This is a genomic window from uncultured Lutibacter sp., from assembly GCF_947493565.1.
In the GTDB taxonomy this organism is placed as follows: Bacteria; Bacteroidota; Bacteroidia; order Flavobacteriales; family Flavobacteriaceae; genus Lutibacter; species Lutibacter aestuarii.
On sequence record NZ_CANLRG010000008.1, the window covers coordinates 140,974 to 166,142 of the forward strand.

26 protein-coding genes are annotated in these 25,169 nt (G+C 29.2%); 22 read left to right on the top strand and 4 right to left on the bottom strand.

Features of this window, described 5'->3' with window-relative positions; all coding sequences use genetic code 11:
* Window positions 1–23: 23 nt before the first annotated feature.
* From Q0714_RS11525 to Q0714_RS11540, 4 genes are read left to right on the top strand one after another with little or no spacing between them, the layout of a single operon-like run.
* On the top strand, window positions 24–518 hold the full coding sequence (locus tag Q0714_RS11525; protein ID WP_298265175.1) for a DUF4920 domain-containing protein: 495 nt from the start codon (window positions 24–26) through the stop codon (window positions 516–518).
* Window positions 518–949 carry a hypothetical protein gene (locus Q0714_RS11530; RefSeq protein WP_298265177.1) on the top strand — a complete coding sequence of 144 codons (432 nt, stop codon included), beginning with the start codon at window positions 518–520 and terminating at the stop codon, window positions 947–949. Before Q0714_RS11525 ends, Q0714_RS11530 begins: the two co-directional genes overlap by 1 nt.
* A 3-nt stretch (window positions 950–952) precedes the next feature.
* Window positions 953–1,615, top strand: a complete 663-nt coding sequence (gene mnmD, locus Q0714_RS11535) for a tRNA (5-methylaminomethyl-2-thiouridine)(34)-methyltransferase MnmD (RefSeq protein WP_298265179.1) — start codon at window positions 953–955, stop codon at window positions 1,613–1,615.
* An 18-nt stretch (window positions 1,616–1,633) separates the two neighbouring features.
* Window positions 1,634–1,771: a hypothetical protein gene (locus Q0714_RS11540; RefSeq protein ID WP_298265181.1), complete on the top strand. Its 138-nt coding sequence runs from the start codon at window positions 1,634–1,636 to the stop codon at window positions 1,769–1,771.
* Between the two features lies 1 nt (window position 1,772).
* Here the strand turns inward: Q0714_RS11540 and Q0714_RS11545 are convergent, their stop codons facing one another.
* Entirely contained in the window at window positions 1,773–2,903 is a 1,131-nt protein-coding gene (locus tag Q0714_RS11545; RefSeq protein ID WP_298265183.1) for a glycosyltransferase, read from the bottom strand.
* Entirely contained in the window at window positions 2,900–3,742 is an 843-nt protein-coding gene (locus Q0714_RS11550) for a lysylphosphatidylglycerol synthase domain-containing protein (RefSeq protein ID WP_298265185.1), read from the bottom strand. Before Q0714_RS11550 ends, Q0714_RS11545 begins: the two co-directional genes overlap by 4 nt.
* 120 nt (window positions 3,743–3,862) lie before the next feature.
* Between Q0714_RS11550 and ruvC the strand changes: the two genes are divergently transcribed.
* Window positions 3,863–4,420, top strand: coding sequence for a crossover junction endodeoxyribonuclease RuvC (gene ruvC, locus Q0714_RS11555; protein ID WP_298265187.1), 558 nt, complete (start codon window positions 3,863–3,865; stop codon window positions 4,418–4,420).
* Here ruvC and Q0714_RS11560 read toward each other — a convergent pair.
* On the bottom strand, window positions 4,417–4,704 hold the full coding sequence (locus tag Q0714_RS11560) for an antibiotic biosynthesis monooxygenase (RefSeq protein ID WP_298265189.1): 288 nt from the start codon (window positions 4,702–4,704) through the stop codon (window positions 4,417–4,419). The genes ruvC and Q0714_RS11560 overlap by 4 nt on opposite strands.
* 114 nt (window positions 4,705–4,818) lie before the next feature.
* Between Q0714_RS11560 and hemW the strand changes: the two genes are divergently transcribed.
* The 3 genes from hemW to Q0714_RS11575 are packed head-to-tail and all read left to right on the top strand — an operon-like array spanning window position 4,819 to window position 6,961.
* The gene (gene hemW / locus Q0714_RS11565) at window positions 4,819–5,958 is read left to right on the top strand and encodes a radical SAM family heme chaperone HemW (RefSeq protein ID WP_298265191.1); all 1,140 of its coding nucleotides are present in this window, start codon (window positions 4,819–4,821) and stop codon (window positions 5,956–5,958) included.
* A gap of 35 nt (window positions 5,959–5,993) precedes the next feature.
* A complete protein-coding gene (locus Q0714_RS11570) occupies window positions 5,994–6,602 on the top strand; it encodes a DUF4230 domain-containing protein (protein WP_298265193.1) in 609 nt (202 codons plus the stop codon).
* Window positions 6,603–6,604: 2 nt separating this feature from the next.
* Window positions 6,605–6,961: an MmcQ/YjbR family DNA-binding protein gene (locus tag Q0714_RS11575; protein WP_298265195.1), complete on the top strand. Its 357-nt coding sequence runs from the start codon at window positions 6,605–6,607 to the stop codon at window positions 6,959–6,961.
* Here the strand turns inward: Q0714_RS11575 and Q0714_RS11580 are convergent.
* Window positions 6,958–7,800, bottom strand: coding sequence for an AraC family transcriptional regulator (locus Q0714_RS11580; protein ID WP_298265198.1), 843 nt, complete (start codon window positions 7,798–7,800; stop codon window positions 6,958–6,960). The genes Q0714_RS11575 and Q0714_RS11580 overlap by 4 nt on opposite strands.
* 138 nt (window positions 7,801–7,938) lie before the next feature.
* On the opposite strand from Q0714_RS11580, the gene Q0714_RS11585 reads away from it, so the two are divergent.
* The 14 genes from Q0714_RS11585 (at window position 7,939) to Q0714_RS11650 (ending at window position 25,133) form a co-directional block, all read left to right on the top strand.
* Window positions 7,939–8,844, top strand: a complete 906-nt coding sequence (locus tag Q0714_RS11585; protein ID WP_298265200.1) for a dihydrodipicolinate synthase family protein — start codon at window positions 7,939–7,941, stop codon at window positions 8,842–8,844.
* A gap of 100 nt (window positions 8,845–8,944) precedes the next feature.
* Entirely contained in the window at window positions 8,945–10,528 is a 1,584-nt protein-coding gene (locus Q0714_RS11590; RefSeq protein ID WP_298265202.1) for an aldehyde dehydrogenase (NADP(+)), read from the top strand.
* Window positions 10,529–10,533: 5 nt separating this feature from the next.
* Window positions 10,534–12,261: a DUF885 family protein gene (locus tag Q0714_RS11595; RefSeq protein WP_298265204.1), complete on the top strand. Its 1,728-nt coding sequence runs from the start codon at window positions 10,534–10,536 to the stop codon at window positions 12,259–12,261.
* Complete coding sequence (locus Q0714_RS11600) at window positions 12,254–13,264, top strand: 4-hydroxyproline epimerase (protein ID WP_298265206.1); 1,011 nt, start codon at window positions 12,254–12,256, stop codon at window positions 13,262–13,264. The genes Q0714_RS11595 and Q0714_RS11600 overlap by 8 nt, the downstream gene beginning before the upstream one ends.
* A 10-nt stretch (window positions 13,265–13,274) precedes the next feature.
* On the top strand, window positions 13,275–15,545 hold the full coding sequence (locus Q0714_RS11605) for a DPP IV N-terminal domain-containing protein (RefSeq protein ID WP_298265208.1): 2,271 nt from the start codon (window positions 13,275–13,277) through the stop codon (window positions 15,543–15,545).
* Complete coding sequence (locus tag Q0714_RS11610) at window positions 15,538–16,779, top strand: FAD-binding oxidoreductase (RefSeq protein ID WP_298265210.1); 1,242 nt, start codon at window positions 15,538–15,540, stop codon at window positions 16,777–16,779. The genes Q0714_RS11605 and Q0714_RS11610 overlap by 8 nt, the downstream gene beginning before the upstream one ends.
* 24 nt (window positions 16,780–16,803) lie before the next feature.
* Window positions 16,804–17,280, top strand: a complete 477-nt coding sequence (locus Q0714_RS11615) for a MarR family transcriptional regulator (RefSeq protein ID WP_298265212.1) — start codon at window positions 16,804–16,806, stop codon at window positions 17,278–17,280.
* Between the two features lie 208 nt (window positions 17,281–17,488).
* Window positions 17,489–17,683, top strand: coding sequence for a 30S ribosomal protein S21 (gene rpsU / locus Q0714_RS11620; protein WP_298265214.1), 195 nt, complete (start codon window positions 17,489–17,491; stop codon window positions 17,681–17,683).
* Between the two features lie 2 nt (window positions 17,684–17,685).
* Entirely contained in the window at window positions 17,686–18,129 is a 444-nt protein-coding gene (locus Q0714_RS11625) for a GNAT family N-acetyltransferase (protein WP_298265216.1), read from the top strand.
* Between the two features lie 48 nt (window positions 18,130–18,177).
* Entirely contained in the window at window positions 18,178–19,545 is a 1,368-nt protein-coding gene (locus Q0714_RS11630; protein ID WP_298265218.1) for a sodium:solute symporter, read from the top strand.
* A 3-nt stretch (window positions 19,546–19,548) separates the two neighbouring features.
* Complete coding sequence (locus Q0714_RS11635; protein ID WP_298265220.1) at window positions 19,549–20,622, top strand: alanine/ornithine racemase family PLP-dependent enzyme; 1,074 nt, start codon at window positions 19,549–19,551, stop codon at window positions 20,620–20,622.
* Between the two features lie 96 nt (window positions 20,623–20,718).
* Complete coding sequence (locus Q0714_RS11640; RefSeq protein ID WP_298265222.1) at window positions 20,719–22,011, top strand: aminopeptidase P N-terminal domain-containing protein; 1,293 nt, start codon at window positions 20,719–20,721, stop codon at window positions 22,009–22,011.
* Between the two features lie 111 nt (window positions 22,012–22,122).
* Entirely contained in the window at window positions 22,123–23,442 is a 1,320-nt protein-coding gene (locus Q0714_RS11645; RefSeq protein ID WP_298265224.1) for a S28 family serine protease, read from the top strand.
* Window positions 23,443–23,564: 122 nt separating this feature from the next.
* On the top strand, window positions 23,565–25,133 hold the full coding sequence (locus tag Q0714_RS11650; RefSeq protein ID WP_298265226.1) for a discoidin domain-containing protein: 1,569 nt from the start codon (window positions 23,565–23,567) through the stop codon (window positions 25,131–25,133).
* Window positions 25,134–25,169 lie beyond the last annotated feature (36 nt).

Sequence of the window (25,169 nt, forward strand, 5' to 3'; positions counted from 1 at the left end):
ATGTTGAATTTAAATAAATTGAAATGAGAAAAAATACCATATTAGTAGTTTTGGCTTTATTTTTTTTAGCTTCATGTAAAAATGAAAACAATAAAAATATTGAAAAACAACAGATTACCTACCTTTCTTTTGGAGATACAATTAATGATAGTAATGTGATATCGAAAGAGCAAATGGCAACCAACTATAAAGGACTAAAAGAAGGAGATACTATCCATGTAAAATTTAGTTCTAAAATCAATTCTGTTTGTAAAAGCAAAGGTTGTTGGATGAATTTAGATTTAGGAAATAATCAAGAATCATTTGTGAAATTTAAAGATTATGGCTTTTTCATGCCTCTTAATTCAGATGGAAGAGAAGTAATTGTTAACGGAAAAGCTTTTGTAACTACTACCACCGTTGAAGAATTACGCCATTTTGCTGAAGATGCTGGTAAATCTAAAGAAGAAATTTCAAAAATTACGGAACCTAAATACACTTTATCTTTTGAGGCTAACGGTGTGTTAATGAAAGAATAATGAAAAAAGTTATTATTTTATTTATAAGTTTTGGACTGTTTTTGGCTTGTAACTCAAATAAAGCTAAAGAATTAAAAAATCCGAATGAAGAATTGGTAATGTATGAATTTTCTGAAATGGCTTTACTGATGGAAGAAATGTATAAAACCAATGAGACTCTTAAACAAAAGATTGTTAACAAAGAAGCTATTGGCGATTTTTCGATTAAATTTTTAGATATTCACTCTGCTGTTTTAACAAACCCTAAAGATAGAACTGAAAGTTTTGAAGTTTTTTCAAAAACATTTATTAAAAATCAGCAAGCTATTTTTACCGCTTCACAAGAAAACGTTAAAGAACAATTTAACCTCATGGTAAATTCTTGCATTGCGTGTCATAAAACAACGTGTACAGGTCCCATTCCTAGAATCAAAAAATTACTTATTAACTAAATATTGAAAAGAGAAATAATTATAACCTCTGATGGATCTTCTACCATTCACTTGCCTGATTGGGATGAGCAATACCACTCAAAACATGGAGCAATCCAAGAAGCTAAACACGTATTTATAAAAAATGGGTTGTCATTATTTTCCAAACAACACATTTCTATTTTAGAAATTGGTTTTGGAACTGGTTTAAACAGTTTTATTACTTTTTTAGAAGCACCTAAAACAGGTTTGGTAATAGATTACGTTGGTATAGAAGCTTACCCTGTTGCTCTTGATGAAATTGAAAAATTAAATTATGTTTCACAATTAAATGCCATAACATTTAATAGCATTTTTAAACAAATACACCAGCAAAAATGGGAAGAAAAACATCGCATCTCTAAATCATTTTCTTTAATCAAAAGAAAGCAGCTTTTTAATGAAATAAATGATAAAAACATTTTTAATTTAATTTATTTTGATGCTTTTGGAGCAAGAGTACAACCTGAATTATGGACAGAAGAAATTTTTAAAAAAATGTACAATGCTTTAAAACCTAATGGAGTTTTAGTAACTTACAGTGCTAAAGGAAGTGTAAGAAGGGCTTTACAAACTGTAGGTTTTTTAGTTGAAAAACTACCTGGTCCTCCAGGAAAAAGAGAAATGTTACGAGCAATAAAAAAGTAGTTATTAAATGCACATACTATGGAAGGTCAACGATTTAAAAAACGCAAAAAACCAAATTATAAAAGAGGGATGCTGTTGGTAGTATTATTAATTATTATACTTTATTTATGGTTTAATGCCGAAAGTATAATTACTAATTTATTTGAAGCCAAATAAACTATTTTTCAAACCGTCTTTCTTTCCACTTATATGTTGTTTTAAACAATGACATTAAAGCTATTAAAATAATAAAGAAAGGGTGAAAAACACTTATTAACGGATAATATATAAGAGATTCTGTACTTTTTAAAAAAAATGACGTTTTAAGAATTAAAATGCTATCTAAAACTAATTTTAAAAGAAAAAGTGTTAAAAAAAAGCATCCATAAATTGGATAAAATATTGCTAAAATCCCTAAAAATATTAATAATAAATTATTAAAAAAAACTACTAAACCAACTATTTTGGAAAATTGGTTTTTATACGCTGTTGTTTTGGCTGCCCAACGCAATTGCTGATTATAGAATAATTGTTCTTTTTGCTCTGACAAAGTTTCAACTGTAGCATCAAGCGATTTTAAATAGCTTATTTTTTTGGGGTAAGTTTGTAAAATTCTCTCCATTAAAAAAACATCATCGCCACTGGCTACCATTTCATTTCCTTTAAAACCATTTAATTTTATAAACATTTCTTTATTATAGCATAAATTAGCACCATTACACATTATGGGTTTGTTAATTCCAAAACTTCCTAAAGTACTACCTATCAAACTTAAAAAATTTAAGTTTTGAAAATGGTATAACAAACCTTTACCATTTTTAAATTTTACAGGAGCTGCAATAAACAGACATTTGTTTTTTTCAATAGTTTGATTAAATAATTGCAACCATAATGTTGGAACTTTACAATCGGCATCTGTAGTTACAATCCATTCAAATTTTGCAATTTTTATGGCTGTATTTATCGCATCTTTTTTAGGTGAATTTGAGTTTCTTTCATTATTAATTAAAGTGCTACCTATAAGCGGATGCTGTTTTATAAAATTGAACACTATCAATTCAGAATCATCTGAAGAATCATCATTAATTAAAATTATTTCAAACTTATTTTTTGGGTACTTTATATTTAAAATTGATTGTAATAAGTTAGAGAGATTATCAGCTTCATTTCTAAAAGGAACTAAAATTGAAAAGTTATTTTTGGGAGATAAATCTTTATTACTAACATTCTTAATTTTATCAAACCCAATGATAAATGAAGCTATCAATAAAAAATAACTAAAAGAAATAATGCCAATAATATAAATCATTTGTTAGATATGGGTTTATAATTAAAAACAAAAATACTACCTATAATTGCAGGAATTACAAAATTTAGCAAATACATAAAAGTTGTAATGGCTACAATTGTAAGCTCATTTACTTCAACAAAACCAAAAACAAAAATTGCTACTGAACCTTTTATCACCCAATCAAAAATTGTTAAACTTGGTAAAACTGAGGCAATAAAATAAGTACTAAAAATTAAATACATAGCGGTAAAATAATCAACATTCAACTCAAATAAAATTATTAAAAAATAAAATTGATGTGTAAAAACTAAGTACCTAAAAACAGCTAACACCAGTGTTAAAAAGTATGTTTTTTTTGAAATTTGCCTTAAAAATAGTTTTGCTTTCTTAAAATTATCGTTTCTTATAAAAAGAATGACTAAAACAATTATAATTATTAAAATTAAGCTATATTGAATTGTTATTTTTGGAGTTTGAACCTTGAAATTGGTTAAAAAAAATACCAGTCCAACAACACCGAACAAAGAGGTTGCAACCAACTGACTCAAATTTCCTAACAAATTTAATCCCATGATATTTTTTCTATTTGGAACTTTATAAAAAAGAGCTTTAGCTCCATATTCACCAATTCTATTAGGTGTTATCATTGATGCAGTTAAGGACGCAAAACATTGCTCATAAGCTTCAAAAAATGTGATTTTTTTTTCTACAGAAGCCAAATTTTGCCATTTTATTATTTCCAACAGCCAATTTAAATCTGTCAACAAAAGCAATAAAAGAAGCATCCAAGCACTGTGAGTCCACAAAACTGAAACTTGTAACTTCAATTCACCAATAGTCAAAAGTCCATTATTCATCAACTTTTGATATATAAAGTAAAATGCACCAAATACTATGATTAGTTTTACAATAAAAAAAAGAGTCCGTTTATATTTATGCAAGATGTTGTACATTTGATTTTACAAATAAACAAATAATTGAGTTCAGAAAAAATCATATTAGGAATTGATCCAGGAACCACTATTATGGGGTTTGGATTGATTAAAGTAGTTCATAAAAAAATGGAATTAATTCAATTAGATGAATTAATGCTTAAAAAATACGATGATCATTACGTAAAACTGAAATTAATTTTTGAACGCACCATACATTTGATTGAAACTTATCACCCAGATGAAATTGCTATTGAAGCTCCATTTTTTGGTAAAAATGTTCAGTCCATGTTAAAACTAGGACGTGCTCAAGGTGTTGCTATGGCTGCAGGTTTATCAAGAGAAATACCAATAACAGAGTATTCTCCAAAAAAAATAAAAATGGCAATAACAGGTAATGGAAATGCTAGTAAAGAACAAGTAGCCAAAATGCTACAGAGTTTATTAAAATTAAAAAGTTTACCTAAAAATTTAGACGCAACAGATGGTTTAGCAGCAGCTGTTTGTCACTTTTACAACAGTGGGAAAATAACTGCTGGTAAAAGCTATACAGGTTGGACTGCTTTTGTAAAACAAAATGGAAATAGAGTAAAAAATAATTAAACTACAACATCACATTCAAAAGTTTCGTAGCGTTTATCAATTACTAATTTTCGATGCTCTCTAAAAAGTTGATATTCTTTTGACATCTCTATTTTTTCTTTGTCTTTTTTTGAATTCCAATATTCTACCAAAAAAAACCTATTTTCTTCATTTCTATCTTTAAAAATATGAAAATGATCTAGACCTGCAGGTTTTGCTTCGGTTAATTCTTCAAATTTTTGTAATTCAACAAAAGAAATCCCTTCTCCATCTTTTACTTTAAATGAAACTATATGTACATACATAACTATGGGTTTTAATCAAAAATACAATTCAGTTTTCACAATTTAGGTAACAAAAATCACCTTTTATATATTTTTTTAAAAACGTACATTTAACAACTAAAAACCACACCTCTTTTGTCTGGAATTTATTTACACATACCATTCTGTAAACAAGCGTGTTACTACTGCGATTTTCATTTTTCTACTTCTTTAAAAAGAAAAGAAGAAATGATGGCTTCTTTAATAAAAGAATTAATTTTAAGAAAAAATGAACTTGAAAATGATGAAATAGAAACCATATATTTTGGCGGAGGCACTCCATCACTTTTAACAATTAAAGAAATAGCAAACTTAATATCAATTATTTATAAAAACTACAAGGTAATTAACAATCCTGAAATTACCCTTGAAGCAAATCCTGATGATTTAACTTCTAAAAAAATTAAAGAACTTGCCAACTCTCCTATTAACCGATTAAGTATTGGAATTCAATCTTTTTTTGAAGACGATTTAAAGTTTATGAATAGAGCGCATACTGCTGAAGAATCCAAAAAATGCTTAAAAGAAGTTACTCAATATTTTGATAATTTAACCATTGATTTAATTTACGGAGTGCCTAACATGAGCATTGAAAAATGGAAACAAAATTTAAATATTGCTTTTGAGTATAATGTTCCTCATATTTCAAGTTATGCACTCACCGTTGAAGAAAAAACAGCACTACATACTTTTATTAAAAAAGGTAAAATTTCTCCAATTAATGAAAATTTGGCTTTAGAACATTTTAACCTACTGGTAGAAGAAACCAAAAAACAAGGTCTTATTCAATATGAAATTTCAAATTTTGGTAAAAAAAATTATTTCTCTAAACACAATACTTCTTATTGGTTAGGTAAAAAATATATTGGAATTGGTCCTTCTGCACATTCGTTTAACAAACTTGAACGCGCTTGGAATATTTCAAACAATGCAAAATATGTCAAATCTCTTTCAGAAAACATTTTACCTTTAGAAAAAGAAACACTTACTATTGAAAACCGATTTAATGAGTATATTATGACAGGCTTAAGAACCATTTGGGGAATTTCTTTTGAATTAATTGAAAAAGAGTTTGGGAATTTCTATTTGGCATTTATAACTAAAAAATCAGTGCCTTTTATTAAAAAAGGACTTTTAGAAATTCAACAAAACAAGCAACACACAACTATTTTAACAACAACAGCTAAAGGAAAATTTTTAGCCGATGGTATTGCAAGTGATTTGTTTATTGTTTAATGAAGTTTCTTATCTTTGAATAACTTCAAAAAATTATGGAATTACTTTTAGGAACTTTATTTGGTATATTTCTTAGCTATTTTGGCTTTTCATTTTTTTACAAAAAGAAAGATTACGAAAAAACTGAAAAACAATCTGTTGTTTTAATTGAAAAAATTAAAAGTGTGTGTAAGCTAATTTCAGTTGAAGGAGACTTTGCTGAAATTTATCATTATGAGAACACAAAAAACCGTTTCTTAAATATTATTTCGAGCAAAAAGAAAGCTATTTTACTAATTAACGCAAAAGTACATGTTGGTTTTGATTTATCACAAATTCAATTAGAATCAAATAAGGATAAAAAAGAAATTATATTAACTCATTTCCCAGAACCAAAGGTTTTAACCGTTGAAACTGAAGTGAAATATTATGACAAAGTTGATGGCTTTTTTAATAAATTTAATGCAACTGATTTAACCGAACTCAATAAAGAATCAAAAAAGTTTATTATTGAAAAAATTCCAGAAAGCGGTTTATTAAACTCTGCCAAAAAAGAAGCCTTAGACACCATTTTAATGATTGAAAAATTACTTGAAACATCTGGTTGGAAACTAAATTATTCTCAATTGGTTTTACCAAATTCTGAAACAAATAAATTAAACTAACTATGAATATTGAAGAATTTAGAGAGTGTTGTTTAGCTAAAAAACATGTAACTGAAAGCTTTCCTTTTGATCAACAAACCTTGGTTTTTAAAGTTGCCAATAAAATGTTTGCTTTAGCTGGTTTAGAGCATCATCCTTCCACGGTAAATTTAAAATGTGATCCAGAAAAAGCCATAGAACTTAGAGCCCAATATGTAGACATTATTGAAGGATACCATATGAATAAAAAACATTGGAATACCATTACTATTGAAGGCAGCGTTCCTAATAAATTAATTATAGAATTGATCGATCATTCGTATAATTTAGTAGTAAAAAGTCTTACTAAAAAACTTCAAAAAGAGCTTGGGTTTATTTAATGTTTTTTTCTGTATTCTGAAGGTGTAATTCCTTTAATTGCCTTAAATTTTCTGTTAAAATTCGCTAAATTATTAAAACCCGATTTGTAAGAAATTTCGGTAATACTAAAATCATTATTACTAGCCAAAAGCTTACACGCATTTCCAATTCTAATATCAATTAAAAAATTCACAAAAGTTTTGGTGGTACGCTGTTTAAAATACCTACAAAATGCATTTGGAGTCATATTAGCAATATCTGCCACATCATTTAATGTAATTTCTTTTTGAAAGTTATCCATGGTGTATTGAAAAATATCACTCATTCTTTTACCTTCATTCCCTCCATATTTTTTTAAGTTAATTAAGGATGACAACGTATGTGTTTCAGCTTTAGCTATTAAATTTAATATTTCAATAAATGATGTAAATTGTTCATACTTAGAAATTTTTCTAATTCTAGTTAAAAGTTTAGCAATTTCACTTTTATTGGACAGTACTTCAAAACCAAGTACTGCATCGTTAAAAAATGGTTGAAAATGTTCAAATTCAGGCAATTTAAAAAACCCTTCTCCATAAGAGTTTTTTGAAAAAAAGATTGAAATCATTTCACAACTCCCTTCGCAAGATTCATCTCTTTTAAAAACGTGCGGTAAGTTTTCACCTATTACAAAAATATCATTCACTTTATAATCGCCCACACAATCTCCAATAATATAAGTTCCTTCTCCCTCTATTACCAAGCTTATTTGTATTTCTTTATGTTGATGTAACTTTTCATAAAAAGTTTCCCCTTTATAACGTTCGGTATATAAAGTAACATTTTCAGGTTTTGGTATTGTAAAAGGTAGAACTTTCATTATTATTCAATAAATAAGCTAATATTATTCTATTTTTATTCAAAAATAGTAAAATAAGTTAAAATAATACTATTATTCGATAAAAATCAGATTACTTTGGTTTAACTGTTATTCTAAATTTGTAAAAAACTACTAACTATGACAATACAATGGAAGGGTGTTATGCCTGCTGTAACTACAAAATTTACTTCAAACGATACATTAGATTTAGTTAATTTTGAAGTCAATATTAAAGCTCAAATTGAAGCTGGAGTTAATGGAATTATACTTGGAGGTACTTTAGGAGAAGCCAGTACCTTAACCGATGATGAAAAAATCGTTTTAATTAAAAAAACTATAGAAATTGTTGATGGAAAAATTCCTGTTATAATTAACATCGCAGAACAATCCACAAAAAAAGCTATTGAAGCTGTTCAAAAAGCTGAAAAATATGGAGCCAACGGATTCATGGTTTTACCTCCAATGCGATACAAAGCAGATACTAGGGAAACTACCACTTATTTTAAAAAAATTGCCAATAGTACTACTTTACCAATTATGATTTATAACAATCCTGTAGATTATGGTATAGAAGTTACTTTAGATATGTTTGCAGAACTAGCAAAGTGTAAAAATATTCAAGCGGTAAAAGAGTCTACAAGAGATATTTCAAACATTACAAGAATGCGTAATCGTTTTGGAAATCGTTTTGCTATTTTATGTGGTGTGGATACCTTAGCATTAGAAAGTATAGTTATGGGTGCTGATGGATGGGTAGCAGGACTGGTTTGTGCCTTTCCAAATGAAACAGTTGCAATTTATAAGCTAGCTACAGCTGGTAGAACAAAAGAAGCAATTAATATATACCGTTGGTTTTTACCATTGTTAGAGTTAGATATTAACACTAAATTAGTACAAAATATTAAGCTAGCAGAAGTAGCAACAGGAATAGGCACAGAGTACGTTCGTGAACCACGCCTACCCTTAATTGGTGAAGAAAAAGACCAAGTTTTAAAAATTATTAATAACAGCATAAAAACTAGACCAACATTACCAAGTTATTAAATTAAAAAAATTAACCTCTTTATTTATTAAAGTTTTTTCAATTAGAATTTAAAAGCATCGCTAGTTAAAAACATCAAGATTAAAACATAAAACTGCAAGTATGATTACAGGTAAAAATTATATAGGAAACGTACTATCATCATTAGGAAAAGTAACTTTTAAAACGTTCAATCCTCAAATAAATGCTGAAAATGAAATTGTTTTTACTGAAGCTTCTAATATAGAAATTGAAAAAGCTATTAATTTGGCTACTGAAGCCTTTAAAACTTTTAAAACAATTTCTGGCGAAAAAAAATCGCTATTTTTAAATGAAATTGTAAATGAAATTGAAGCTTTAGGCGATGAATTAATTACAACATACTGTAATGAAACAGGTTTACCAGAAGGAAGAGCTATGGGCGAAAGAGGTAGAACAGTTTTTCAATTACGAAGTTTTGCAAATTTAGTTAAAGAAGGCTCTTGGGTTGAAGCATCTATAGATACCGCCAATCCTAAACGTACTCCAATACCAAAAGTAGATCTCCGTAAAATGCTAGTCGCTTTAGGACCTGTTGTAGTTTTTGGTGCTAGTAATTTTCCTTTAGCTTACTCAACTGCTGGTGGAGATACTGCTGCTGCCTTAGCTGCTGGCTGTCCTGTAATTGTAAAATCTCATCCTATGCATGCAGGGACTGGAGAATTGGTTGCTTCTGCAATTATACAAGCTGCTGAAAAAACTGGAATGCCAAATGGCATTTTTTCAAACTTAAATAGTAGTGGTATTGATGTAGGTGTAAGCCTTGTTAAACATCCACAAGTTAAAGCTGTAGGATTTACTGGCAGTATTAAAGGTGGTAGAGCTTTATACAACATGGCAGCCCAACGACCAGAACCTATCCCTGTATTTGCTGAAATGGGAAGTATAAATCCCGTAGTTTTATTACCAAAAGCAGTAAAAAACAAAGGGAAAAATTGGGCACAGACTTATGCAAATTCCATTACTTTAGGTTCAGGTCAATTTTGTACAAACCCAGGGTTAATTTTAGGAATAAAAAACACTGATTTAACTAATTTCATTCAAGCTTTATCTGAAGAAATTGTAAAAATTGAACCCTCTTGTATGTTGCATCCAAACATTATTGGTAATTACGAAAATAACAAAGCTAAAATACTCATTCAAAAAGGGTTACAAACAGTTGCAAATTTATCAAAAGAAGTTTCAGCCAATTATGGGCGTCAAGCAATTACCACTGTTGAAGGGAGCACCTTTTTAACAAATATTAATTTACATCAAGAAGTTTTTGGTCCATTTTCAATGGTAGTACAATGTGAGAATATAGCACAGTTAGAAGAAATTATTTTAAAATTAGAAGGACAGTTAACAGGTACAATTTTAGCCGAAACTGAAGAATTACCTAAACATCAAAATATTGTTAACGCTCTTCAAAATAGGGTTGGTCGTATTATTTTTAATGGCGTTCCTACGGGAGTTGAAGTTTGTCCTTCTATGGTTCACGGAGGTCCTTACCCTGCTTCAACAGACAGTAGGTTTACTGCAGTTGGCATTAATTCCATTAAACGTTGGGTTCGCCCATTTAGCTTTCAAAACTGGCCAAATGAGTTACTTCCAAATGAATTAAAAAATGAAAACCCATTAGGCATTACTCGTTTGGTGGATGGAAAACTAACAAGTTCTAAAATTTAATAGTTATGAAATATATAGCCAAACTTGTACTACTAATGGTCATGTTTATTTCCTGTAATTTGGGTAATGAAACTGATAATTCCTCTTCAACCAAACTAAAAGCACTCATAAAAACTTATGAAGAACATATAGGTTACGATAAAGCTGAATATCCCTTAGGTTTATATACCAAAGAATTTTACAAATCTGAGGCTGATTTTGCAAACGAGCAACTTCAACAGCTCAATTTCATAAAGTTAAATGAGCTAACAGAATCAGAACAAATTTCAGTAGAATTATTAAAATTTATCCTACAAGATAAAATTGATTTTTATGATTTTGAAGCATATTTAAACCCTTTACTATCAGATAGTGGCTTTCATACAAGTTTACCTTATCATGTTAGAGATTTTTCAACACATCAACAATTTGTAAACTATTTAAATAAGCTTAATGCTTTGCCAAACTTTGTCAATCAACATATTGCTTTAATGAAAGAGGGGTTAAAAAAAGACATTTCGCAACCAAAAATTATTTTTAACAATTTTGAAGAAACATACAACAGTCAAATAGTTGATAATTATAAAGATAGCTTTTACTATTCGCCATTTAAAAATTTAGCTTCAAATAGTTCACAAGAACAGAAAGATTCTTTATTATCGGCCGCTAAAATTACAATTGAAACCAAAGTAATTCCTCAATTTAAACTCATCAAAGATTTTTTTGAAAATGAATATTTTATAAAAACCAGAGAAAAAGGAGGCGTTTCTAATCAACCAAATGGAAAAGCCTACTATCAAAATAGAGTAAATTATTATACCACTTCTACTATTACTGCTGAAGAAGTTCATCAAATTGGTTTAAAAGAAGTTGCTCGTATAAAAGCCGAAATGAAGAACATTATTCGTCAAGTAAACTTTAACGGCTCTTTTGAAGAGTTTTTACATTTCCTAAGAACTGATGAGCAATTTTATGCAAAAACAGGTGATAATTTATTAAAAGAAGCTAGAAACATAGCAAAAAAAATAGATGCGCAATTACCTAAATTTTTTAAAACATTACCTAGAAAACCTTATGGAGTTGCTCCAGTCCCAGAAGTAATTGCACCTAAATATACAGGAGGAAGATACAGCCCTCCAAGTAGTGAAACCCAACCAGGTTATTATTGGGTAAACACCTATAATTTGGCAAGTCGCCCATTATATATTTTACCTTCTTTAACTTTACATGAAGCGGTTCCAGGACATCATTTACAAATTAGTTTAAACAGCGAGTTAAGTAAAACTATTCCTCAGTTTAGACGAAATTTATATCTCTCGGCTTATGGAGAAGGATGGGGATTGTATTCGGAATTTTTAGGAAATGACATGGGTATCTACACCTCACCTTATGAAAACTTTGGAAAATACACTTATGAAATGTGGAGAGCTTGTAGGCTAGTTGTTGACACAGGCATACATTCAAAAAATTGGACCAAAGAACAAGCTATAGAATATTTAAAATCGAATACAGCACTTTCACTACATGAGGTGAATACTGAAATTGATCGATATATTTCGTGGCCTGGACAAGCACTATCGTATAAAATTGGAGAGTTAAAAATTAGAGAACTTCGCCAAAAAGCTGAAGAAATTTTAGGAACAAAATTTGATATCCGCCAATTTCATGAAATTATTTTAGAACAAGGAACCGTTACACTATCCATTTTAGAAAAAAGAATTGACAACTATATTGAGAAAGTGAAAAATGAGTAAAAAAACCTTTTTTTGTATAGATGCCCATACCTGTGGCAATCCTGTACGAGTTATTGCTGGTGGGGGTCCAAATTTAGTAGGAACTACTATGAGTGAAAAGCGCCAACACTTTTTAAAAGAGTTTGATTGGATAAGAACAGGCTTAATGTTTGAACCTCGAGGACATGATATGATGAGCGGTAGCATTCTTTATCCGCCAAACCATAAAGAAAATGATGTCGCTATTTTATTTATTGAAACTTCTGGTTGTTTACCTATGTGCGGTCATGGCACAATAGGAACGGTAACTATTGCTATTGAAGAAGGGTTAGTTAATCCTAAAACTCCAGGGAAAATTAAGATGGAAACACCTGCTGGCTTAGTTCAAATTGAATACCAACAAACAGGTAAAAAAGTAAATTGGGTAAAACTTACAAATGTTAAAAGTTATTTAGCAGCAGAAAACTTAACTGTTGAATGTCCTGAGTTAGGTGAACTTATTTTTGATGTTGCTTATGGTGGAAATTTTTATGCAATTATTGACCCTCAAACTAACTTTTCAGGAATACAAAATTTTACAGCTAGCAAATTAATTCAGTATTCACAAATTATAAGAAAAGAAATCAATAAAAAATACCCTAACTTTTTTATTCATCCTGAAGATGAAACCATTAAAAATGTAACTCATTTATTATGGACAGGACAAGTTATTGATCCAACATCATCTGGTAGAAATGCAGTTTTTTATGGAGATAAAGCTATTGATCGTTCTCCTTGCGGAACAGGAACTTCTGCTCGTATGGCACAATTATTTGCGAAAGGAAAATTAAAAAAAGGTGAAAAATATATTCACGAAAGTTATATTGGTTCAAAATTTATTGGAAAAATTGAACAAGAAACAACTTTAAATAATCAAAAAGCAATCATTCCGAGCATACAAGGTTGGGCAAAAATATATGGTTATAACACTATTGTTATAGATCCTGAAGAGGATCCTTATGCTTACGGATTTCAAGTAATTTAAAATAAAAAAAATGAAACGGATTTATTGTACACTAATTGGATTATTGATTGGAATAATTTCTATTCAAGCTCAAAAAATAACTGAAGATGATTACAAACGAGCTGTAAGTTTTATGTATGAAAATTACAACAATAAAACTGCTTTTAATTTAAATACAAATGTTTATTGGTTTCAAAACGGTTCGGGAATTTGGTTTGTAGATTATAGTAAAGAAGGAGCGTATTACAAAACAGTTTCATTTAAAGAAAATAAAGTAAAGCCACTCTTTAATCAAGCTAAGTTTGTTGAATCTTTTAATAAACTTTTAGGCAAAAATATTGCTAAAAATCAAATTGAAATATCAAATGTAGAGAGAACAGAAAACGAAAATCTTACATTTGAATTTGATAAAAAAACTTATTTTCTAGATTTAAAAACTTATAATATTCATCTAAAAGAAGAAGACCTAAAGGAGAAGAAAAATCAGTTTGAAACTAAGTCTCCCGATGGCAAATGGATTGCATATTCAAAAAATTACAACCTTTTTATAAAGTCAACAGAAAACAATGAAGAACATCATCAATTAAGTTTTGATGGAGATAAAGATTATGAATATGCCACTTACTATGGTTGGTACGATATTATGGAAGGTGAAAACGGGAAACGCCCTAAGCATTTTTATGTTAATTGGTCAAAAGATTCAAAATGGATTGCTACAAGTGTAGTTGATTTTAGCAATGCTGAAAAAATGTATTTGCTTGATTATAGTATAGATTCACTTTACAAACCCAAATTATTATCTTATTACAGGGGTTCACCAGGAGATACTTCAATGGTTCATGTAAAACCTGTTTTTTTTAATATAGAAACAAAAAAGGAAGTTAAAAGCCAACTTCCAAAAAACACTCATATTAACAGTGTTTCAACACAATGGTTACAGCAATCTGGTAGGTTACTTGCAAACTATGCCGAACGTGGTTTTAAAAAAGAGTATGTAAAACAAATAGACCTAAACAATCACACTGAAAAAAATTTAATTATAGAACAAAGCGAAACCAATGTGGATAATTTTGATTACAGATTATTAAAGAATCATAAACAAATAGTCTTTTTATCTGAACGAACTGGTTGGCGACAATTATATTTATTGAACTTAGAAACAGAAGAAATTGTTTCATTAACAAACGGTCAGTATTTTATAAATAATATTGAATATATTGATGAAAAAAAAGAATTTATTTATTTTTTAGCTTCAGGAAAGGAAGCAAATAGTAATCCTTATCATCAAAAACTTTATAAAGTAAATTTTAAAGGAAAAGTAACATTATTAACTTCTGAAAATACACATCACAACATTTCTTTTTCTAAAGATGGTAGCTATTTTATAGACAATTATTCTACTATTAATATTCCAACAAAAACAGTACTTCGAAGCTCAAAATCTGGAAAAATTCTAACTAAACTTACTTCAGCAAATGTAGATAACGCAATTGCTTTAGGATGGCAGTCTCCTGAGGTTTTTGAACTAACAGCTAAAGATGGTAAAACAACAATTTATGGTGCTATTTGGAAACCTACAAATTTTGACGCATCAAAAAAATATCCTATTATCGACCATACTTATACAGGGCCGCATACACAAGTTTTCCCTAAGTCGTTTGACAGGGGTTTTATGAATCAGTCGTTAGCTGAACTTGGCTTTATTGTTATGATGGTTGATGGATTAGGAACTTCAAATAGATCTAAAGAATTTCATAATTTTTCGTACAAAAACATGGAAAACAATTTGGAAGACCATGTGTTAGCAATTAAATATTTAGGAGAAAAATATGGTTGGATAAATATTGATAAAGTAGGTATTTTTGGTCATTCTGCAGGTGGATATGATACAGGAAGAGCTATGCTTGGATTCCCTAATTTTTATAAAGTTGGTGTAGCAAGTTCAGCCGATCACGATTTTAGAATGGAAAAAGCCTGGTGGCCTGAAATGTATCAGGGTTGGCCAATAGATTCAACATATCAAAAAGTTTCAAATATTACCAATGCTAAAAATTTAAAAGGAAAACTTTTATTAGTACATGGAGGAATTGATGATAATGTAAACCCTTCTGCAACTTTTAAATTAGCAGAAGCTTTAGTAAAAGCAGATAAAGAATTTGATTTATTAATTTTACCAAGTCAGCGACACGGATATCAAGGTTTGCATAGAAATTATTTTACTAAAAAAAGATGGAATTATTTTGTGGAACATCTTTTAAATAAACAACCTATTTGGGATTTTAAGTGGAATTACAATGAGTAAAAAAGTAGTGGTTATTGGAGGTGGAGTCATAGGACTCTGTTCTGCATATTATTTAGCCAAAGAAGGACACCAAGTTGTGGTTATTGACAAAACTGATATGTTAGATGGTGCTTCTTATGGTAATGCTGGTATGATTGTTCCTAGCCATATAATTCCACTTGCTCAACCAGGAGTTATTCAAAAAGGAATTAAATGGATGTTCAATGCAAAAAGTCCTTTTTATGTTAAACCTAAAGCTTCCTTAGAACTTGTTAATTGGTTGTATCAATTTTATAAAAACTCCACCCAAACTCATGTAAATAACTCCATGCAACACTTAAAAAACCTTTCATTTTTGAGCAAAGCATTGTATCAAGAATTTGCTAAAACCAATAAAAATTTCTTGTATCAAGAAAAAGGGTTATTAATGCTCTATCAAAATGAAAAAACTGGAGAAGAAGAACTAAAAACGGCTAAAATAGCACAACAATTTGGTGTAAATGTTGACATTTTAGACAACAAACAGGTTCAAAATATAGAAAAAGGAACAACTGTACATGCACTTGGAGCTGTTCATTATAAAACCGATGCGCATTTATCACCTCATTTATTTTTAAAATTTTTAAAAGAAGAAGTATTAAAAATGAAGGTGAAATTGTTAGCAAATACAGAAATAATAGACTTTAAATTAAACCATACCTCCATTCAAGAAGTTAAAACACCTATTGGCTCCATAAAAGCAGATTCGTTTGTGATGGCTGCTGGATCTTGGAGCTCTCAACTTTTAAAAAAACTGGAAATAAAATTAGCATTATTACCTGGAAAAGGCTATAGTTTTGATGTTTCAAGAACACAAAATTTGCCTTCGGTTCCTGCTATTTTATGTGAAGGAAAAGTTGCAGTAACTCCTTTAAACGCTACTGTACGTTTTGGAGGGACTTTAGAAATAACAACTACAAATGACAAAAAAATAAACCTTAAGCGACTTCTAGGTATTGTTGAAAATATTCATAGTTTTTATCCAGATATAAACCTTCAAACTCCCACAAAAGAAAAAGTTTGGACTGGATTTAGACCTTGCACATCAAGTGGACTTCCAATTATTGAACAGTCAAAAAAATTTAATAATTTAATCATTTCAACAGGACATGCAATGATGGGTTTAAGTCTCGCCCCTGCAACTGGCAAATTGGTAAGTGAGCTGGTTTCTAATACAAAAACTTCGATTGATATTTCTGCTTTTAAAATTAAATAAGCATTTTTTATGTAATTTTGGCGAATGACTTTTATTGATATTTTAATAAAACTACGAAAAATAGTACGCTCTATTAATTTAGAAAGCAAGCGTGTTGAAAAAGAGCAAGGTGTTAGTATCCCTCAATTATTATGCTTACAATTTTTGGCTGAACAAGAGGATTATAAAACAAATGCATCTAAACTTAAATCATTTTTAAATTTAAATGCTAGTACCATCTCAGGAATTATTAGAAGATTAGAAAATAAAGGGCTAATTGCTAAACTACCAAAAGCTGCTGATAAAAGAGTTACACTTATATCTCTTACAGCAAAAGGAATGGAATTACTTCAATCAGCACCAATAACTTTTCAACAAAAATTAAGTGAAAAACTTCAAGCACTTCCACCTGAAAAATTACAAACTATTATTGATGGAATTGATATTTTAACCAATATTATGGAAGTAGATGAAATTGATGCTTCTCCAATAATTACTTCAGAGGAGTTTCCTTCAGAATAAACACTCCTCATTTTCAATTAATTAATTTTTATTTAATTATAAAATATTCCTACAGAAACTATATAAATAGTTAAAATATCAGCCACTATTTATAGATATACCTATATCTTTTTACCTCAAAATTAAAATAATTATAAAACATTATATAATTCATTAATTGTTTCTATAGAAACTATTTTGTATTTTAGCAGAAATTTAAATATTATATATGTTAATAATTGAAGTAAAAGAAGGTGAAAATATTGAAAGAGCTTTAAAACGCTATAAAAGAAAAACAAGAAATACAAAACTTTTAAACCAATTGAGAGAAAAAAAACATTTTACAAAAAAATCGGTTAGAAGAAGAAAACAAATTGATAAAGCCGCATATAAACAATATTTACAAGATCAGGAAAATCAATAAAAATGAATAATTTTAAAGTATACAACCAAGCTTCTAAACCAACAGGCAAAGAAAAAGAGGAAGTTGTACAATTTTTATACAAGCATTTAGAAGAATATGGTGACGAAAAAGAAGATATTTTAAAGTGTTTAAATTTTGCAGTAAAAGATTCTAAAAATTCATTAGGTGGTTTTGTTTTAGTTTTAAAAGATAATGAGGGTATATTAGGGGCTACCATTATAAACCATACAGGAATGGGAGGGTATATACCTGAAAACATATTAGTATATATTGCTGTCCATAATAAAACTAGAGGAAAAGGTGTTGGCAAAAAACTAATGCAAAAGGCTATTGAAATAGCTGAAGGTGACATCGCCTTGCATGTTGAACCTCACAACCCAGCGAAACATTTATATGAAAAACTTGGGTTTGAAAATAAATATTTAGAAATGCGCTTAAAAAAATAGCAACTATTTTTTATGGAAATTGCTGACATAATTGTCTTTACAATATACATGATTCTAGTTCTTGGAATAGGTTTTTACTACTTCAAGAAAAATAAAGATGTTAAAGATTATTACATTGGCGGAGGTAAAATGAGTAGTATGCACATAGGGCTTTCTGTTGTTGCTACTGATGTTGGTGGGGGATTTTCCATCGGTTTAGGCGGACTAGGATTTATGATGGGTATATCTGGTTCTTGGATGCTTTTTACAGGGTTAATTGGCGCTTGGATTAGTGCCGTTTTCTTAATTCCTAAAGTGGTTAAACAAGGAAATTTACATGGTTTTTTAACATTTCCTGAATTTTTAAAACATAACTACGGAGTAACTGTAGCAATGGCTGCAGGAATTATCTCATTTATAGGTTACTTAGGGTTTACTTCCTCACAATTTTTAGCAGGCGCTAAATTAGCAATTGGTACATTTCCAAGTTTAGACCTATTAGATGCCTTATTAATTATGGGAGGTATTGCTCTACTCTATACTGTTTTTGGAGGTATGAAAGCCGTTATATATACTGATACTTTTCAATGGATTATACTAATGGCTGGGCTAATTTTTATTGGAATACCAATTGCTTATAATTATTTAGGAGGGTATCAAGAAATTATTAATGTATTACCAAAGGAATTTTACTCTTTAAAAAATGTATCTTGGGTACAGTTAATAAATTGGTTTGTTATAATTGTCCCTATTTGGTTTGTTGGAATGACTCTTTATCAACGAATATATGCTTGTAAAAATGAAAAAACAGCCAAAAAAGCTTGGTTTATTGCAGGTTTATTTGAATATCCAATTATGGCATTTATGGGTGTAATACTTGGGCTTTTTGCTAGAGTAGCAGCAGCAAAGGGTTTATTTGCTGCTGAAGGTTTTGAAAATGCCCTAATGATGGATCCTGAAATTGGAATGCCTTTATTATTAAAAAAAATACTTCCTGTAGGTTTTATGGGTTTAATGCTATCAGCTTATTTTTCAGCTATTATGTCAACTGCAGATAGTTGTCTTTTAGCGGCATCTGGAAATTTTGTAACTGATATTCTAGGCTTAAAAGATTTGAGTCCCAATACCATAAAAATTTCACAAATTACTACATTTTTAGTAGGAGGCACAGCAATATTAATTGCAAGCAGTATGCAAAGTGTTTTAGAATTAATGCTACTCTCCTATTCTTTTATGGTTTCAGGGTTACTTATACCCGTACTTGGTATTCTTATTTCAAAAAAAAGAAAGCCAAAAGCTGCTCTTGTTGCTATGCTATTAGGTGGTTTTTCAACACTCATATTAACCATACTAAAAACACCAATTCCATTTGGTTTAGATCCAATTTTAATTGGAATTTCTCTTTCTTCAATTAGTTATTTATCAATTAAAAATTAACTCATGGCTTTTGTCACACTCAATAAAAAATCTTTAGAAACCAATTATAATTACTTAAAACAACTTTTTAAAAAACACGATAAAGAATGGTCTCCAGTAGTAAAAATGCTTTGTGGACATAAAGAATTTTTAGAATTTTTACTTTCATTAGGAGATGAACAAGTTTGTGATGCTAGACTTACCAATTTAAAAATTATAAAATCTATAAATCCAAAAGTTGAAACTATTTATATTAAACCACCAGCAAAAAGAAGTATTAAAAATGTGGTTAAATATGCCGATGTAAGTTTCAATACGGAATATACAACCATAAAATGGTTGTCAGAAGAAGCCATACGACAAAAAAAAATTCACCGCATTATTATTATGATTGAATTAGGTGATTTACGTGAAGGCATTTTAGGGGAACACTTACTGGAGTTTTACAAAAAAGTATTTGAATTACCTAACATAAAAGTAGTGGGTATTGGAGCTAATTTAAACTGTTTAAGTGGTGTTATGCCAAGTAAAGACAAATTAATTCAGTTAAGTTTATACGAACAATTAATTGAAGCAAAATTTGGTAAAAAAATTGAAAATGTTACCGGAGGCTCATCGGTAATGATTCCTCTTTTGCAAAAAAAACAAATACCTAAAGGAGTTAACCATTTCAGAATTGGAGAAACATTATTTTTTGGTATTGATTTATTTTCAAATAAAACCATTCCAAAAATGAAAAATGATGTTTTTCTATTGCATGCAGAAATTATTGAAATTACTGAAAAACCCATTGTACCTTATGGGGATTTAGAGGAAAATCCATCAGGAGAAATGTTAGAAATAAATCCTGAAGACTATGGGACTACTCATAAAAGAGGAATTCTAGATATTGGTTTATTAGATATTTCAACAACTGATTTTTTACAACCTGTAGATAAAAAAATTACTTTTATTGGTGCTAGTTCAGATATGCTGGTAGTGGATTTAAGTAATAGTAGAAAAAGATATAAAGTTGGTGATGTGGTTTCATTTAAAATGAAATATATGGGAGCTTTAAGAATTATGAATTCTAGATATATTGAAAAAAAATTAATTTAATCTCTGCCACTAATAAATCATTCTAAAATAATATAGAACAAAAAAACTTCACTAAATTTAGCATTTAAAAACTAAAATTATAGAGTCTACTATATTATGAGATACCAACAAATACCTTCTTCCTTATTTATAAAAAACAGACAAAACTTTGCAGCAAAAATGGATCCCAATTCCATTGCTATTTTAACCTCTAATGATGTTATGCCTAATAATGCAGACGATGTTATGGGGTTTACACAAAACAATGATTTATTTTATTTGAGTGGCGTAGATCAAGAGGAGTCTATTTTGGTTTTATATCCAGATGCTGCCTTACCTGAAAATAGAGAAATTTTATTTGTAAAAGAAACAAGTGATCTCATTAAAATTTGGGAAGGTGAAAAGTTAACCCAAGAACAAGCCTATACCGTTTCTGGCATTAAAAATGTAAAATGGTTGCAAGATTTTGAATTAACTATTCAATATATGGCTTTTGAAGCTGATGCATTTTACTTAGGTCATAATGAACATAAAAAAACGCTAACTTCTGAAATTAATACCCGCCAAGATAGAATGATTTCTTGGTGTAAAGAAAAGTACCCCCTTCATAATTATAAAAGAGCAGCTAAAATTACTCGAGAATTACGTCAAATAAAATCTAAAGAAGAAATTAACCTGATGCAAAAAGCAGCCAATATTAGTGTTGGTAGTTTTAAAAGAGTTTTAAAAACTGTAAAACCTGGACTATTTGAATACGAACTAGAAGCTGAATTAACTTATGAGCTACTAAAAAAAGGTGCTAAAAGAAATGCTTTTATGCCCATTGTAGCATCGGGTAAAAACGCTTGTGCATTACACTATAACACTAACGATAGTATATGTAAAGATGGTGAAATGGTGTTAATGGATTTTGGGGTTTGTTATGCAAATTACAACTCAGATACCACACGCTGTTTTCCTGTAAACAGAAAATTTACTAAACGCCAAAAAGAAGTTTATAAAGCAGTGTTACATTGTTTAAAAGAAGGTTCTAAATTACTAAAACCAGGAATAGTTTCTGCTGATTATGAAAAACAAATGGTTAACTTAGTTGAAGAGCAATTGGTTAAATTAGGTCTATTAACCAAAGAAAAAATTAAAAATCAAGACCCTAAGAAACCTTTATATAAAAGGTATTATATGCACGGTTCAGCTCATCATATTGGTTTAGACGTTCATGATGTAGGTTTATATACAAGACCATTTGAAGTTGGAATGGTATTAACTTGCGAACCTGGAATTTATATTGCTGAAGAAGGAATTGGCTGTCGTTTAGAAAATGATTATTTAATTACTAAAAACGGTGTTAAAAACCTTACAGAAGCTATGCCAATAGAAATTGAAGAGATTGAATCACTAATGACTAAATAATAAAGTCCACTTATCATTATTGATAAAATGTTAGGTATTAACGTTAAAAAAGTACAACGTATTCACCAATGCAATAGGTATCTTTAAACTTTATAAATTACGCTTTTTCTTATGAAATTTTACAAATCACTCTTGTTTTTTTTAGCTTTAAGCTTTTCTATTATTAGCTGTAGAGTTAATTTAGAACCTATAGAAATATTAACTTTTAAACAACAATTAGAAAAACTTTTCCCAAAAGCTGAAATTACTAAACTTGATCCAAAAGATCATTTTACAAAAGCGTTTCAAATTGTATTAGAACAACCTCTTGACCATAAAAACCCAAATGCTGGAACATTTAAACATTATGTTTATTTATCTCATATAGATGAAGCAAAACCTACGGTTATTATTACTGAAGGATATAATGCAACACCCAGAACCTATGAATTAAGTAAAATATTTAAAGGAAATCAAGTACAGGTAGAGTATCGATTTTATGGCAAATCTAGACCTGATTCAATTCAATGGCAATATTTAAAAAATGACCAAGCCATTGAAGATTACCACAAGTTAGTCAACAAATTAAAAAGATTATATACCGGAAAATGGATTTCAACTGGAATAAGCAAAGGAGGGGAAACCGTATTAATTTATAAAAGTAAATATCCTTGGGATGTAGATGTTGCTGTTCCATATGTAGCACCACTTATTAATACTCCAGAAGACATTAGAACTCAAGAACATATAAATACTGTAGGTTCAGATGAATGTAGATTGAATATAACTAAGTTTCAACGCTTACTTTTAAAAAATAGAAAGGCTGTTTTGAATGAAATTTCTAAATATGCAGAAGAAAAAAATATGAGTTTTACCGAGCTTTCAGCTGAAGAAGCTCTAGAATATGCTACTTTAGAATTTCCTTTTTCTTTTTGGCAATGGGGCGGAAAATGTGATGAAATTCCAAATGAAAATGCAAGTCCAAAACAATTATTCGAGTATGTGAATAAAATTGTAGGGATTAGTTTTTATAATGATACCACTTATTACGATTTATTACCTTCTTATTATCAACACATGACTGAGTTAGGATACTATGGCTTTGATACTTCACCTGTAAAAGATTTATTAAAAGTAGCTTTAAAGCCTACAAATTTAAGATTTGCACCTAAAAATGTAGATTTAACCTATAATCCTAACTATATAAAAAATGTTAGAGATTTTATTGAAAATAAAGGAAAAAAAATCTTATATATTTATGGCGAATATGACACTTGGGGTGCTTGTGCACCAACTCCAAAGCCACATGTAGATGCTCTAAAAATGGTTCTGAAAAAAGGATCTCATAGCACTAGAATCAAAAATTTTAGTTCTGAAGATCAACAAAAAATTTACAATAAACTACAAAGCTGGCTTGGATATAGCGTAACTATTTACCCTTTAAATAATTAATTTTTTTATTCTTTTTTTGACATTAAAATAAGAGCTGTAATTGACAAAATATTCCACCATAACTCTGTAAATAAAATCTAGTTTTAACTAAAATTAATAGTTAAAACTAAACCTTATTTTAGATGAAAATAATTTATCGAAGCCTACAATTTATCATTCTTACAATGTTAATTTCTATTGCATTTTCTTGTTCCAAAAAAGAGAATGAAATTGAAGAAATTATTATTAACCCTGAACCTATAGAAGAAACTTTTAATTATACTTCTTCAGAAAAATACAATCTTAATATTGTTTATTTTATACCATCAGATATTAAAAACCTACCAAATTCTCATAAACGACTCAGTGAAATTTTTTTACACGGACAGCAATTTTATAAAAGCAATATGAATCATTACGGTTTTGGAAATAAAACATATAATTTATTAACTGACAAAGAAAAAAATAGAGTAAAAATAATTTATATCAATGGTAAATACCCAACAAGCAACTATCCATATGAAGGAGGTGGAGCTATAATTAAAGAGGAAGTTGATGCATATTTTAGAACAAATCCTGAAGAAAATAAAAGCGAGCATACCATTGTTGTTGTGCCAGTTAAAGATCAAGATAATCCAGATGTACCATTTTATGGATGGGGAAAATGGTGCTTTGCTCTAGATTATGAACACATGGATGTCAATTATTTTAAAGATGGAACTAAAAAAGGAGCAGATGCTACAAAATATATTGGAGGATTATTGCATGAATTAGGACATGCTTTAAACTTACCTCATAACAAACAAAAAGTATCTGAATCTACCTTAGAAAATAAAGGCACTTCTCTTATGGGATCTGGTAATTACACTTATGGTAACTCGCCAACTTTCTTAACTGAAGCTAGTTGTGCAATTTTAAATAACAATCAAATTTTTGGTAGTTCCAATATAGAATATTACACTGGAGCAAGCTTACAAATTACCTCTATTAAAGCAACATATAATAATGGTTCACTAAATTTAAATGGCACTTTTCAAAGTGATGTTGATGTAAATTATGTAGGCTATTACAACGATCCAGCTGATGATAATGCCGATTATGACGCTGTAACATGGGCAGCTCCAATTTCAGAAAATAATACATTTAATATTGATATGCCCTTAAATGAATTGTTTAAAAAAGACAATACACCTTATGCGCTAAGATTAAGGTTCTGTCATATAAACGGTGAAATTACAACCTATTCTTATGCATACAAATTTGTTGATAATGAACCCATTATTGAATTTGGTGATAAAGAATATTTAGATAGATCAAACTGGGAAATTGAATCATACAGTTCTCAAGAAGATGATGCATTAGCATCTTATGTTTTAGATAATAATCCTTCAACCTATTGGCACTCTAAATGGAAACAAAATGCAGCCTCATACCCTCATACCTTAACAATAGATATGGGAGAAAACAAACTAGTTAACGGGTTTTCATTTTTACAAAGAGATGGTATGAGGAAAATTAAAACTATTGAAATTTTAATAAGTACTGATGCTACAAATTGGGAAAATAAAGGCACTTATGAATTGAAAAACATCAACACCATTCATCATATAAATTTAACAAATGAGTCAAACTTTAGGTTTTTTAAAATTATTGCAAAATCGGCTTTTGATGGGGATAAATTTGCTGCAATGGCTGAAATAAAATGTTACTAAAAATTTAAAGTATCATTTTTAAAAAGAGATGATATG